The organism is Myroides pelagicus, from assembly GCF_009711055.1.
Classification (GTDB): domain Bacteria; phylum Bacteroidota; class Bacteroidia; order Flavobacteriales; family Flavobacteriaceae; genus Flavobacterium; species Flavobacterium pelagicum.
This window is the reverse complement of sequence record NZ_WMJY01000012.1, coordinates 41,737-57,207: the sequence shown is the minus strand read 5'-3', so window position 1 is coordinate 57,207 and position 15,471 is coordinate 41,737. Positions and strand designations below refer to the sequence as shown.

Here is a 15,471-nt window from a genome sequence, read left to right as displayed (position 1 = left end):
TTGTATCGAATTTTTACAATAAGGTAAGGCCCGAAGACCTAAGCCTCAATATTATTTATAACTACGAGTTACCAATTTAATGTTTTCATAAACTAAGTCTTCTTTGTGAAGTACTGCATCACTTGGTTTTCCTTTGTATTCCCAAGCAGCTACGTATGCGAAGTTTTCGTCATCACGTTTTGCCTCTCCATCCTCAGTTTGATGCTCCTCACGGAAGTGACCTCCACATGATTCTTCACGGTGTAAAGCATCTTTAGCGAATAATTCACCTAATTCTAAGTAATCAGCTACTCTTAATGCTTTCTCTAACTCTTGATTAAAGCTTTCCGCAGTACCAGATACTTTCACGTCTTTATAAAACTCATCTCTCAACTGAGCAATCTCAGCCATAGCTTCAGTTAATCCTTTAGCATTACGAGCCATACCTACTTTATCCCACATGATTTTTCCAAGCTTTTTATGGAAATAATCAACTGAATGAGTTCCTTTATTGCTTAATAAATGGTCGATAATACCACGAACATTTTTCTCAGCTTCATCGAACTCTGGTAAATCTGTTGGGATTTTTCCAGTACGAATATCATTTGCTAAGTAATCACCAATTGTGTATGGTAATACGAAGTAACCATCAGCTAAACCTTGCATCAGTGCAGAAGCTCCTAGACGGTTAGCACCGTGGTCAGAGAAGTTAGCCTCTCCTAATATGTAACATCCTTCGATAGTAGACATTAAGTTGTAATCTACCCATAATCCACCCATTGTATAGTGAACTGCAGGATAAATCATCATTGGAGTTGTATATGGATCCTCATCAACGATCTTCTCATACATTTGGAATAAGTTACCATACTTATTCTCAACTACGTCTCTACCTAATTTGTAAACTAACTTCGCATCGTTTTCATCTAAGTGATGAATACGAGCTTGTTCTTTACCATAACGCTCAATAGCGGAAGCAAAGTCTAAGTATACAGCTTCACCTGTAGCATTAACTCCATATCCAGCATCACATCTTTCTTTAGCAGCACGAGACGCAACGTCACGAGGTACTAAGTTACCGAATGATGGATATCTTCTTTCTAAGTAGTAATCTCTATCTTCTTCAGCAATTTGAGTTGGTTTAAGTCTACCTTCTCTAATAGCTACAGCGTCCTCCATTTTAGCAGGAACCCAAATACGTCCATCGTTACGTAATGACTCAGACATCAAAGTAAGTTTTGATTGGTGGTCACCAGTTACAGGAATACAAGTTGGGTGAATCTGTGTATAACAAGGGTTCGCAAAGAATGCTCCACGTTTATGCGCTTTCCAAGCAGCAGTAACGTTAGATCCCATTGCATTTGTAGATAAGAAAAATACGTTTCCGTAACCACCTGTACAAATCACAACAGCATGTGCAGAATGACGTTCAATCTCTCCGTTAATTAAGTTACGAGCAATAATACCTCTTGCTTTACCATCAACTTTCACGATGTCTAACATCTCATGACGGTTGTACATTTGGATTTTACCACGACCGATTTGACGGTTCATAGCAGAGTATGCTCCTAATAGTAACTGTTGTCCAGTCTGCCCTTTAGCATAGAAAGTACGAGATACTTGTACCCCTCCAAAAGAACGGTTATCTAAAAGACCTCCGTACTCACGTGCAAACGGTACACCTTGAGCAACACATTGGTCAATAATATTTTCAGAAACTTCAGCTAAACGGTAAACGTTTGCTTCACGAGCACGGTAATCTCCTCCCTTTACAGTATCATAGAATAATCTGTAAACTGAGTCACCATCTCCTTGGTAGTTCTTAGAAGCGTTGATCCCCCCTTGAGCAGCAATAGAGTGCGCACGACGAGGAGAATCTTGATAACAAAAAGCTTTTACGTTATATCCTAACTCAGCTAATGTAGCAGCAGCAGAACCACCCGCTAATCCTGTTCCTACAACGATAACATCGATGTTACGCTTGTTCGCAGGGTTAACTAATTTAATATGGTTTTTATAATCAGACCATTTTTTATCAATTGGTCCATTAGGTATTTTAGAATCTAATTTCATGATCAATTTCTTTAGGACTATTTAATAAAATGAATGTATAATGGAATAATAGCAAATAATGCAGGTACAACATATGCAATTAAGAAGCTAACACCATTCAAAACTCCTTTATATCTTGGATTGTTTACTCCTAATGATTGGAATGCACTACCAAAACCATGTGATAAGTGGAATCCTAACACTATCATCGCTATCACATAAGCGATTGTAGCAATAAGTCCTGTTTTTTCATTTTGGAAAAACGCAACAGTAATCTTGTGCAAGTCTTTGTATCCATCAGCTACTTTCAAATCAGTTCCTGCTTGGAAAAATTGTGTCCCTTTTAACTCAAGTTGTCCCATCTCTACAGCTCTTGGATCTATTGGTTGACCTTGAACAGTTTTGTAAACTACTACAGGAGCCTCTTGATCTTTAATGTTAACCTCTACCGTTTGAAGAGGCATTTCAGAGAAATGCATCTTTGCCCAGAAGTTTGCCATGTGAGTAACAATAAACACTAACAATAGAGTCCCTAACACAGCCATATTTCTAGATGAAAATGAGCTATTAGCAGCAGCATTGTTCTTTGCATATCCTACTGGACGTGCTTTCTTGTTTTGGATTGTTAATAAGATACCATCAATCGCGTGAAAAAGGATTGAAATGTAAGTAACATAAGATAATACTTTTACTGCTGGATTAGTTGTCATGAATAATGCATACTCATTGAATGCAGATGCATCACCAAAAATCAATTGAAGGTTTCCCGCCAAGTGACCAACCAAAAACAAGCATAAAAATAAACCTGTAAGAGCCATCCAATATTTCTTAGCTAAGGATGACTTTAGAAGTGCAGATTTTGCCATAATGTAATTTTAATTGTTTTTCTTGAAAAAATCTCTCAAAAATACACCTTATTAACGTTATCTACAATGCACATTCAGTTATTTATACTCGGTTTAAACAAATAAAATCACAACATAACGAACAATTTTATAAGTAAACTAAAACTTTTTTAAGATATAAAATAATTTTTTACGCAAAACAGTTAAATTAGAGTTAGATTAGTCGTATCTATAACACTCATAAAGTTAGTCTTCTCTAAATTATGAATTCAAAAAAAATCACCTCCAAATATCCTAACAGCTTATCGTTGTTTATAATACAAATTATCCTAAGCAATTTAGCCCAAAACAACCTTAAACACATGAATATATCCTCATTTAATCTAGGTCATTCAAAGATATTTCAATTTTCACACAAGTCTTAGTACTTTTGCATTTTCAAAGTAATGAACAATGTCCCACAAAACAATAAATTACAAAAATATAAGTCTTTCCTATTATGAAAAAGGACATGGGGAAACAATTCTTTTTCTACATGGCTTTTTAGCTAATGCAACCATGTGGAATGATTATGCCCTACATTTTTCAACTTCACACCATACAATTGCAGTGGATCTATTAGGACATGGAAGCACAGAATGTCTAGGGTATATACACACCATGGAAGATATGGCCGATGCTATTCACGCCATTATACTAGAAAATGAAATAGAACAAATCACACTCATAGGACATAGTATGGGAGGTTATGTAGCCTTAGCATTTGGAGAACTATATCCTGATTTAGTGAATAGAATTATTCTCATTGCTTCTTCTACACAATCCGATAGCACAGAACGAAAACTCATTAGAGAGCGATCAGTTAACTTGGTTAAGAAAAACTGTCTTACCTATATAAAGTTAGCTATGGCAAATATGTTCACTGAGGAAGATAGGCTAACTTATTACCGCGAAATTGAACTAGCTACTTCAACTGCACTAACAACTTCAGCCCAAGGAGTTATAGCTGCTTTAGAAGGGATGAAAGTAAGGACGGACAGAGAAATACTTTTACACTTCGCCCCCTATCCCATTAACCTAATCTTTGGTAGATATGATTCTTTACTCAAACTAGAAGAAGCCTTAGTTCAGACAGAAGGAACAACCACTACTTACGAAATACTCGATGGCGGACACATGCTTCACATCGACAATAAACTACTACTTCAAGAAAAACTCAGTCAATTTATAAATAGAGAGCTCTAAGTGATTAAATCACTTAGAGCTCTCTATTTATACTATTCCTCCTTGAAGTGTTTTTCTGGTGATAAGATTTCCAGCAACAACTCGATCAACTCATGCTTAAATCGATTAAGGGTTTCCTGAGATATTTTTTCATCATATTCTTTGCCTTCCTTTAATCCAAAAAACAAGAAACCTTCTTTTCTGTTTTTGAACGAATAAATCCCTGCTTCAAAAGGCTCAGTAATCCCACCTTTTCCATACATCAAAGCATAGCTAAGTAATTGAATAATCTTCTCATTCTTTAAGTCTAAAGTAAAGCCCTCCCAATCTGACAAACGCAAATTAGCTTGCTGTACTTTTCCACTCTTATAGTCGATAACACGTACTATTCCATTTCGCTTTTCAATACGATCCACATATCCAAACAAATTAACAGGGTAAGGTAATCGGTCATCTACTATAGCGACTTCAAGCTTAGTCTCTAGCTCCAATAACAAGATCTCATCACCACGCTCTAAACTAGTTAACTCTTGATTTAAAAAGTGAAAAACATTCCGCTTAGCTACCTCGAAAGCAAGTAAGTTTTTTCCTTTCTTTTCCTTTTCATCACTATACTCAAGCTCGAACTGTTTCTCAACTTCTGCATCAGCTAAAACCTGTATACGTTTCACAATTTCTACAGACAACATCTCTCCCTTATATGGCTTATACAAATTCTCTAAAGAATTATGTATAATAGTCCCTAAAGTATTCAGCGCTACACTCTCTTCCACTTCTTCCAACTCATGTACACCTAACACTCTCTGCATATAGAACTGAATGGGGTTTCTTAAAAAATTAGACAAAGCAGAAGGGGAAAAACCTTTTCCCATAGCAATTTCTTGCAAACGATTTTGCAATAAATTTGATTTAGGAATATCTATCGGTTGATAAGCTTTCTCTGGTAAATCAGCAGAATAAGTAACCATATTCAAATTGTGTTGCTTACACTTCTCTATTTCTAATTGAGTTAAGAATCGACTCTTTTCACCTGCATCCATACCTTCTGACTGAGAGTTATACAAAAGGTAAACATTTTTCGCTCGCTGAAGTAAATGATAAAAGTGATAACTATAAATAGCATCTTTTTCTTTATATGTTGGCAATCCCAATTCATACTTCACATCAAATGGTATAAATGAATTCTGAGATTTACCAGCAGGAAATTTCCCTTCATTGACCGAAGTAACAATTACCGTATCAAAATCCAACACCCTACTCTCTAGCACCCCCATTACCTGAAGCCCTTGCAATGGCTCCCCTTCAAAAGACACTTCAGCCATATCCATAATTTGCTTATACAATGCATAAAGGGTTTCGTAATTCTGAACATATGTGTACTTTTCACAATAAGAAACCAGTCGCATCAACATTTGATATGCTGCGTACAAAAAGGTCTTCGTTAGACGCTCACTTTTTTCATCATCATTCAAACTCACCTTAATTGCCAACACAATTTCAATCAGTCGCTCTAAAATCTGCACTGAACTTAATGTTCTCCATGTCCCAAATACCAACGAACGCAGTGGGTAATTAGCATCGTTTATCCAATCTTGAAAACGATCCAAACTAAAAAAAGTCAAGTTGCGACTATTAATCTCCTTAACGATACTTTCTCCATCTATAATTGACGTTATCACTGGGTGACTCAAAACATCAAGCATTTCTTTATAATAGATCGTATAGCGTTTCTCATGACGTCGAATTGCTGAAAGATGCATTTTAAACACCTTATTCAATAAGATTTGAACTGGGTTACTACTCCCACTATACCCCATGGTAATATTCAAACTCTCTACCTCATCAGGTAGTCCGTGCAAAACAGGCAATAATAAATTTTCTTCTCCTAATACTACAGCGACTCGATCTAACTTCTTTCTTCCTTGCTCCTTTATTATACCCTCAATTATTTGCCCTGCTATCTTTGCCTGCCCTACACTTTTGGGTGTTTGAATGACCGTAATATTCTTCTCCTGCCCAAACTCATCGACAATCCACTCAAATGGATGTGTTTGATAATAACGCCATGAAGACTTTATTTTTCTCAAAAAAAGTCCTGCATCGTGATAAGGATCCTCTAAGAATCGCTTGTCAAAATCCCAAAAAACTTTAGCCCTTCCTTCTTCTAAGAAAAACTGAAATATAACCTCTTCTGCAGCATTCAATGCATTAAAACCGGCAAAGTAATAAACCTTCTCAGTAGATTTTATGAATTCTTCTTTTCTGCCCACTGCCTCACGATAAACCAATCCTTGATACCCCACTCGTTTTTTCAGCAAGCGATTATACAAAGCCTCGTAATAAGACGGCATCACACGCCAAAATTCCAAATACTTTTCTATTAACTCTGTTCTCTTCTCTGGATCCAACGACCAATGTTTAATATCCTCAATATCTTTCAAATAAGAAAAAACATGATCAGGCTTAAGTAAATAACGATCTATTTCATTAAAGTCTTGCAATAACATATTAGCCCAATTCGCAAAGTAATCAAACTCCTGTGCATCTTGCGGATGTTGTTCTTTATAAACAGCAAAAAACTCAAAGACCAACTCTACAGAATCTATCGTGCGTATATCTGAAATATCTTGAATTAATTCTTCAACACTAATAATTTCAGGAGCAAAAACTGTATTTACATATTGCTTTTTCAATGATTCAAGCAAAAAAATCTTAGCTCTTTTATTAGGTAATACGACCACTAAATTATTCATATCTAATGGAAAATCCTGTTTAATCTGAGCACTTAGTCTGTTTAAAAATGTAGCTGAATTCATAAAAATAAAGATATAAAAAAAAGCGCTCCGAAACTCGAAGCGCTTTTCTTATATGTGATTTACAATTATTTTTTTAATTGGATTTCAACACGTCTGTTTAACTCACGTCCTTTAACTGTTTTGTTAGAAGCGATTGGGTCAGCAGATCCGTATCCTTTTGAAGTTAAGCGAGAAGCATCTACACCTTTTTCAATTAAATACGCTTTTACTGCGTTAGCTCTATTGTCAGATAATGGTACGTTAATTCTGTCAGATCCAGTAGCATCAGTATATCCAGCGATGTGGAACTTAGCTGTTGGATACTCTTTTACAATTTTAACGATGTTGTCAAGAACTTCGTAAGAAGATTTTTGGAAAGTATACTTACCTGTATTGAACAAGATAGTTTTTCCATACTCATTAAGTTGTTTAACTTGCTCTTCTTTTATTTCCGGACATCCGTTGTTTGAAGCTGGACCAGCTACATCTGGACATTGATCTAAATGATCTGGCACACCATCACCATCTCTATCTGGCCATGGACAACCTTTATTTTCTTTTGGACCAGGTACTTCTGGACACTCGTCTTGATGATCTGGCACANAGGTACTTCTGGACACTCGTCTTGATGATCTGGCACACCGTCTCCGTCTGTATCAGGACATCCGTTGAACTCAGCTAATCCAGGTACTTCTGGACACTCGTCTTTATGATCAGGAATTCCGTCTCCGTCTGTATCAGGACATCCGTTGAACTCAGCTAATCCAGGTACATCTGGACACTCGTCTAAATGATCAGGAATACCATCTCCGTCTGTATCAGGACATCCGTTGAATTCAGCTAAACCTGGTACTTCTGGACACTCATCATATTTATCTAAGATTCCATCTCCGTCTGTATCTTTTCCTCCAAATTGGAAACGAATACCTGCAAAGTGTTGCATGTGAGAAGCCACATCAACGTTTGGCAATCTAGTATCATCAAATGAATGTTTATACGTAGATTGAAGAGTTAATGCAATGTTTGGTGTAAACCAGAAGTTTAATCCTAAACCTCCATTTACAGTACCTGCACTAGCATCTCCCATAAAAGTATAACCTCCACCTACTAATAAGAATGGATCTACAACTTTTGATTTAAGTAATTCTTTGAAGCTATATTTGATCTCAGCATCGATACCGTAGTAGCTTAAATCACCAGGATTGTATTTAGCATATCCTTCTGCTTCGCTTTTAATAAATGTGTCGATTTTGTTTACAGAACCAACTACTCCAAATGAAAACCCATCTCCTAAGTATCTAGATACATTTAAGTAAGATACTGATGGTAAGATATTATAATCAGATGTGTTAAAATATCCTCCCATTCTGTGAGAGAATCCTTTAGCAGCACTTACTTTAGTATTTACTGCATTAGCTCCTACAGTTACCGACCATGGGTGATCAGCATCTTGAGCTTGAGCAGAAATACCTGCACAAAGTACAGCAGCTGCAATCAATTTGTTGAAATGTTTCATAACTTTTTATTTTACTTTTATCGTAATAAGTACCAAAAGTAAGACTATATATTGAATTTTTCAAAAAAAAATAAACTATCCTTCCCTTTGATGACATTTTTATTCACTATTCAATTACCTTTAACTCCTTTCCTACCAGTGTAAATGCCGCTATCGCTTTATCTAAATGCTCTTGTGTATGGGCTGCTGAAAGTTGTACGCGTATTCTTGCTTTACCTTGAGGAACCACTGGATAAAAGAAACCTGTAACATAAATTCCGTTATCCAATAATTTATTTGCCATATCTTGTGACAACTTTGCATCATATAACATTACCGGAACAATTGCTGAATCCCCATCAATAATGTCAAATCCTGCTTTTTTCATCCCATCTTTAAAGTAGTTTGTATTCCACTCTAATTGATCTCTCAATTTCGTGTCTTTTTTAAGTAGTTCAAACACTTTCAATGACGCTCCCACAATCATTGGCGCTAATGAATTGGAGAATAAATATGGACGAGAGCGCTGTCTTAATAACTCAATAATCTCTTTTTTACCTGTCGTATATCCTCCCATCGCTCCACCTAGTGCCTTTCCAAGTGTTCCTGTGATGATATCTACACGTCCCATTGCGTTTTTAGCTTCTAATGTTCCTTTTCCAGTCGCTCCGATAAATCCAGCCGCGTGGCACTCATCGACCATTACTAATGCATCATATTTATCTGCCAAGTCACATATTTTATCTAATGGCGCTACTAATCCATCCATTGAGAATACTCCATCTGTAACGATAATCTTGAAACGATGACCTGCTTCATTAGCTTTGATCAACTCTGCTTCTAAAGCTTCCATATTGTTATTCTCATAGCGGTATCGCGCTGCTTTACACAGACGAACACCATCAATAATTGATGCGTGATTCAAACTATCTGAAATAATAGCATCTTCTGCTCCTAATAACGGTTCAAACACCCCTCCATTCGCATCAAAAGCTGCAGCATAAAGAATTGTATCTTCTGTTCCGTAAAAATCTGCAATTGTCGCTTCAAGTTCCTTGTGAATATCTTGAGTACCACAAATAAAACGTACTGATGACATTCCAAACCCATGAGTATCTAGTGTGTCCTTAGCTGCTTGTATTACTTCTGGATGTGATGACAACCCTAAGTAATTATTTGCACAAAAATTTAAAACTTTATCACCTGTTGACACTGTTATCTCTGCTCCTTGTGGAGAAGTGATAATACGCTCTTTCTTGAATAAACCATTCTCTTCTATTGAAGCTAATTCACTTTGTAAGTATTCTTGAATTTTTCCGTACATACGATTATTATATTTTGTGTTGTTTTTCTTGTTAATTCTATTCTACAAATGTATCATATTTAAATCTTCTCCCGTATACAAGAGTACTTTTTTAACTACATCATACCCCATCTCCTCTAAAGCTTGTGCATATTGCTGTACTTGCTCTTTGTACTTCTCTTCTTCTTTCCCCGTTTTATAATCCAAAACCATCGCTTGCCTACCTTGCACCACTACTCTATCGGGAATTATATTCTTTCTAGCGGTACTGAGAATTGCCCGTTCATTAAATACAGTATTCTCTTCAGCAAAGAAATCATTCAGATCAGGGTGATTGACTATCCTAGTGATAATTGTTCGAAACTCCTCACGCTGTAGCTCTTGAATTAACCCTTGCTCTAACGCCATATTTAGCACTTTCTCTACATCGTTTTTATGCTCGACAAAGGACATAATCTTATGAACTACATTACCATACTCAATTGCCTTTTGATTATTCGAATCCCACATTAATGCTTCTCGCTGTGCAATCTTAATCGTCGCATCAAAATTAATAGCACTCTTCACAGGTACTATTAATCGATTAGCTATATCTCCTTCCTTATCATCTGCTGTTGATAAGCGCTTTTTTTCTCCAAAGGAAAAAGTAAACTGATTATCGTTATACATACCTTCCTGAACAAGATAATCCAAAAAGTATCTTGCCATTGTATTTCCAAACTCTCCTTTAGCATTGATTTGTTTTTTACTAATGATATAGAGTTGCTCTTCCGCCCTAGTTAAGGCTACATACAGTACATTAATATTGTCCAATAAGATCTCCTGTTCTTTTTGCTCATAGAGTACTTGTGCTTTCTCACCAAATTCAACTACGTCTTTTTTAGAATCCACTAAAGCCTTAGGAAAAACCACTTCTCCTTCTAAGCCAGATTCTACATCTACCCAAAGCTTATCCCGCTTCGCACGCGAATAATTTTCATCTGCAAATGGAAATATTACCACTGGAAACTCCAATCCTTTCGATTTATGTACAGTCATAATCTGAACAGCATCTTTCCCTTCTGGTGTTGGAATACTAAACTTCATGTAATTCAAACTCCAATAATCTAAGAAATCACTAATTCCAAACTGACTCTTTAAACTCTTCTCTAAAATTAAATCTAAGAAATACAACACATATGAATTTGCACTCATCGATGGCATAAAAGCATAGACAATTGACTCCACAGCATCGTATAGTGACTTAGCACGACATACTTGAAAAGAGATCGGTACTTGATTTGCTCTCAACCAAGTTTCAAAAACTCCCTCTTCTTCAATGCCTAAACCTTCAGCAATAAAGTCATGTATTCCTTCCCCTAATTTATTGCGATTAGCTACATAATAAAGCAACAGTGTTTTCGCTTCCTTATCTTTATCATTTCTCAGATATTTTAATACATTTATGATTAATCGTACTTCACTAGCATTATCAATCAACAACGAATCCGATGATAAAATATCAATATCGTGTTCTGTTAGATAGTTAGCCAAAATCACTCCATAGTCACGCTTGCGAATTAGTATTACAATGTCCTTTTTCTCAAACCCCTGAGCTAATACTTGCTGTATAGTCTCCAACGTGGCTTTAGCATATTGTTCTTTTAAATCTATCTCTTCTTCAACTTCATTATTGGTACTATCGCCTTCTAAAAATTGCAGTTCCACATAGCCTCCCTTTTTACTATTGGGTTTTTGGTAACTGTTTTTTTCATATAATTCTCTATAGTCTAGATCGCTAAAATTTGCCGCTATTCCTTTAAATAAACCATTATTAAACTGTATTACCTCTTCGTAGCTGCGGTAATTTGTATCCAGTACTATAGTCTCTTTACTTGGATTAGAGAATGGATTATCCTCTTTACTCAAAGCTATAAACTGTTCTGCTTTTCCTCCCCTCCAGCGATATATTGACTGTTTAGGATCACCTACAATCATTAGGCTCCCTCTTACCCCTGCATTATCTTCACCTGCTAGCGCATTATCAATCAACGGAATTAAATTCTTCCACTGCATTTCAGAAGTATCCTGAAATTCATCAATAAAAAAGTGGGAATAACGCTCCCCAAGTCGTTCATAAATAAACGGGGCTGGTTGTCCTTGTATTTCATCATGAATTATAGCATTAAACTGAGAAATAGACAGTATATTCTTTTCTTCTTGGATTTGATCCATCTCAAGACTTAACGTATTCAACAAGGACAAAGGAGTCAAGTTTTGTAAAAAAGCTTTACAAAATGCTCGCTTAGCATATAGAGCATATACCTGCTTCAGAAACATTAAAAAGTCTGGAATATATCCCTCTATAAGATCCCTATCCTTTGCCGTTTTATTTATTTTAATATCCTCAAACTCATAATAGCGCTTATGAGTGGGCTTTAAAACATCGTCAATGAGATAACCGATATGCTTTATAAAGTGTTGCCCAGAAAAAGACTTCTTCTCCATTCCCTTATTTTCAACCAACTCCATCATCTGCAGACCTAACGCCTTAGTCTCAACTTCCACCTCCTTAATGACCTTGCGCAAATAATCTCTAACTTGAACAAAATCTGCAATCGTATTATTAGCAAAAAGTCTAATCTCCTCGCGGTTATTCTCATTTAGCAACAATCCACCTACGTCTTTTAATTCACGGGTCACATCCCAACTTTTATCGTCATCTGCCTTATCGAGTGAAAAATCGATAAGTAAATCTGTCAATTCCTTATCTGTTCCCGCTTTTGCTATCACAGCATCTACTGATTCCTGCAATAACTCATCGGCATCTAACGACACCTCAAAGGTCATCGGCAAGCCTAAATCAAAGGCAAAAGAACGAATCACTTTATGCGTAAATCGGTCAATTGTCGAAATATCAAAAGCCGCAAAATTGTGAATGATACTTTTGATAATACGTGCCGAACGCTCTTTTACAAAAGTTTCACTTAGTTCAGTTTCTTCCAAGATCTGATTAAGCATCACGCGATACTTTGCCGGCACCTCATCTTTAGAAAAAGCATCCAAACAAGCTACAACACGATTCTTCATTTCTGCCACTGCCTTATTGGTAAAAGTAATCGCTAAAATCTTTTTATATGCATCTACATGATTAGCCTTCAATAAGATTTTGAGATATTCTTTTACTAGCGTATGAGTCTTTCCCGCCCCAGCCGAAGCGTTATATATTGAAAAAGAGGTATTTCCAGACATTGAGATTGTACTATAAGTTAACTTTTATTAAACACTCTAACTTTTCATATTACGTAGAAATTGTCTAAATTTGAAATAAAAATAATACTAATCTTTAAATAATACGAATTATGGCTTTCGAATTACCGAAATTACCTTATGCATACGATGCATTAGAACCACATATTGATGCTCGCACAATGGAAATCCACCATACTAAGCACCATAATGCTTATACAACAAACTTAAATGCAGCAATTGCTGGAACTGATTTAGAAGGAAAATCTATCGAAGAAATCCTTAAAAATCTTGATATGACAAATGGTGCAGTACGCAACAATGGTGGTGGTTTTTACAACCATAACTTATTCTGGACTGTGATGACTCCAAACGGAGGAGGAGAGCCTACAGGAGAATTAGCTGACGCAATCAACAAAGACTTTGGTTCATTTGCTAACTTCAAAGAAGCTTTCGCTAAAGCTGGAGCTACACAATTTGGTTCTGGATGGGCATGGTTATGTGTAAAAGATGGTAAACTAGCAGTATGTGGTACACCAAACCAAGACAACCCTCTTATGCCAGGTGTAGCTTGTCAAGGTACTCCAATCTTAGGAATGGATGTTTGGGAACACGCTTACTATTTAAACTACCAAAACCGTCGTCCTGACTATATCACAGCTTTCTTTAACGTGATCAATTGGACAGAGGTAGCAAGAAGATACGCAGAAGCTAAATAATCTAGCTTACTGATTATAGTATAGGCCTTCACGATGTGAAGGCCTTTTTTTGTGTAAAACCAAAAATAACACGTTATATTTAAGATAAATAAAAATTATCTATTTTATATCAATCAAATCCATTAACTTTAACAACAATTAACACAATTAAATTCAAGATAATGCATTTGGACTATGAACCAGAAAGAAGACCTGCAAAGTCTATCCGCAACTATGCTATAATAGCGCTAAATATTATTTTCTTATTTGTTTTTATTAACTACTTACCCTTCGAGCCAAAAGTAAATAAAGGACTTGCCTTATTAATTTTCGTTGCGGTACTATGGTTAACCGAAGCAATTCATGTGACGACCACGGCGATCTTTGTCCCCGTACTTGCTATCGCGCTCGGGCTATCCGACACCAAACCTGCTTTAGCTTCATTCGCTGATCCTACTATTTTCTTATTCTTAGGAGGATTTGTATTAGCAGGTGCATTACACGTGCAAAAGCTCGACATGATTATCGCCAATAAGATTATGTATTTAGCCAAAGGTAAACTATCGCTAGCTGCTTTTTACTTATTCCTCACTACCGCTATTATGTCCATGTGGATTAGCAACACCGCTACAGTAGCCATGATGCTACCATTGGTGATCGGAGTGTTGGGACAGCTTGACAAAGAAAAATTCAGAAGTACCTATGTCTTTGTATTGCTAGGTATTGCTTATAGTGCAAGCATTGGCGGAATGGGAACTGTCGTTGGTAGCCCACCCAACGCCATCGTTGCTTCTCAATTAAATATCTCCTTTGCCGATTGGATGAAAATGGGAATGCCAATGGTAGTCATCTTACTACCCTTGATGATTGGGGTAATTTATCTCATCTTCAAACCTCAGCTAAATTTTAAATTTGAGACTGTCAATAAAGATATTCCTATGACAACCGATCGTTGGATTACACTTATCATATTTTTGGCAACCGCTCTTTCATGGATATTTAGCAAGCAAATCAACCCTATATTTGCCGAATTAGTAGGATATGAAGCGAAAGAATTTAAAAGTTTCGATACCTTCATCTCTCTTGGAGCCTTTATTATTATCTGTTTGAGTCAGGTTTCTAAATGGAAAGAACTACAGCACAACGTTGATTGGGGAGTACTGCTCTTATTTGGAGGAGGGCTTACCTTGAGTACCGTACTAAAAAACTCAGGTGCTAGTGAAGTATTAGCCAACCTATTAGTTTCGATGATCTCAGAGCATTCGTTCTTTACCATCGCTCTAGTTGTTGCTTTCTTTATTATCTTCCTGACAGAGTTTACCTCAAATACAGCTAGTGCCGCACTACTAGTCCCTCTATTCATTTCTATCTCTGAAGAACTGGGTATGCCACCATTAGCCTTGTCGATGATTATCGGATTAGGAGCTTCGTGTGCCTTCATGCTACCGGTAGCTACACCACCGAATGCTATTGTATTTGGTACAGGAGATATCAAACAAACCGAAATGATGAAAGCTGGTTTCTTCCTAAACATTCTGTGTGCGATTATCATCGCCTCAATTGTTTATTTCTTTTGGATGTAATCCACCTCACTTTTAATACCATAAAAACACAAACGAGCGCATTGGCGCTCGTTTGTGTTTTATCAATATTAGCTATGTTTGATTAAAACATCTTCAAATAATAGTTAGCTCCTTCATACCCCCTAATTTACAATTCTATTTAATAACACCCGCCAAATCAACATTCTTTCAATATCTAAAAAAGAAGCTATCTTTTCCTTATTCTCATGACAAAAGCGATTAGAAAACCTATTTGTAACCTAAAAACACTCGCTATTTTTCCAAAAGCA

The 15,471-nt window shown here is 36.4% G+C and carries 10 protein-coding genes; 3 read left to right on the top strand and 7 right to left on the bottom strand.

Annotated features, from left to right (window positions below):
* Positions 1-51: 51 nt before the first annotated feature.
* Positions 52-2,052, bottom strand: a complete 2,001-nt coding sequence (locus GJV77_RS07120; protein ID WP_155035680.1) for a fumarate reductase/succinate dehydrogenase flavoprotein subunit — start codon at positions 2,050-2,052, stop codon at positions 52-54.
* 17 nt (positions 2,053-2,069) lie between these two features.
* Positions 2,070-2,897, bottom strand: a complete 828-nt coding sequence (locus GJV77_RS07115; RefSeq protein ID WP_155035679.1) for a succinate dehydrogenase cytochrome b subunit — start codon at positions 2,895-2,897, stop codon at positions 2,070-2,072.
* Positions 2,898-3,329: 432 nt separating this feature from the next.
* On the opposite strand from GJV77_RS07115, the gene GJV77_RS07110 reads away from it, so the two are divergent.
* Entirely contained in the window at positions 3,330-4,121 is a 792-nt protein-coding gene (locus tag GJV77_RS07110; RefSeq protein WP_155035678.1) for an alpha/beta fold hydrolase, read from the top strand.
* 32 nt (positions 4,122-4,153) lie between these two features.
* On the opposite strand, the gene GJV77_RS07105 is transcribed toward GJV77_RS07110, so the two are convergent.
* The 5 genes from GJV77_RS07105 to GJV77_RS07090 all read right to left on the bottom strand — a co-directional run bounded on the left by GJV77_RS07105 (position 4,154) and on the right by GJV77_RS07090 (position 12,924).
* Positions 4,154-6,916, bottom strand: coding sequence for a PD-(D/E)XK nuclease family protein (locus tag GJV77_RS07105; protein ID WP_155035677.1), 2,763 nt, complete (start codon positions 6,914-6,916; stop codon positions 4,154-4,156).
* Between the two features lie 65 nt (positions 6,917-6,981).
* Positions 6,982-7,497: an OmpA family protein gene (locus GJV77_RS15070; RefSeq protein ID WP_394349954.1), complete on the bottom strand. Its 516-nt coding sequence runs from the start codon at positions 7,495-7,497 to the stop codon at positions 6,982-6,984.
* A complete protein-coding gene (locus GJV77_RS07100; protein ID WP_394349953.1) occupies positions 7,395-8,411 on the bottom strand; it encodes a thrombospondin type 3 repeat-containing protein in 1,017 nt (338 codons plus the stop codon). The genes GJV77_RS15070 and GJV77_RS07100 overlap by 103 nt, the downstream gene beginning before the upstream one ends.
* A gap of 106 nt (positions 8,412-8,517) precedes the next feature.
* Positions 8,518-9,714 carry a glycine C-acetyltransferase gene (kbl, locus tag GJV77_RS07095; protein ID WP_155035676.1) on the bottom strand — a complete coding sequence of 399 codons (1,197 nt, stop codon included), beginning with the start codon at positions 9,712-9,714 and terminating at the stop codon, positions 8,518-8,520.
* 42 nt (positions 9,715-9,756) lie between these two features.
* Positions 9,757-12,924, bottom strand: coding sequence for a UvrD-helicase domain-containing protein (locus tag GJV77_RS07090; protein WP_155035675.1), 3,168 nt, complete (start codon positions 12,922-12,924; stop codon positions 9,757-9,759).
* A gap of 110 nt (positions 12,925-13,034) precedes the next feature.
* On the opposite strand from GJV77_RS07090, the gene GJV77_RS07085 reads away from it, so the two are divergent.
* Together GJV77_RS07085 and GJV77_RS07080 are read left to right on the top strand one after the other, a co-directional pair.
* Complete coding sequence (locus GJV77_RS07085; protein WP_155035674.1) at positions 13,035-13,640, top strand: superoxide dismutase; 606 nt, start codon at positions 13,035-13,037, stop codon at positions 13,638-13,640.
* 161 nt (positions 13,641-13,801) lie between these two features.
* Positions 13,802-15,202, top strand: coding sequence for an SLC13 family permease (locus GJV77_RS07080; protein ID WP_155035673.1), 1,401 nt, complete (start codon positions 13,802-13,804; stop codon positions 15,200-15,202).
* Positions 15,203-15,471 lie beyond the last annotated feature (269 nt).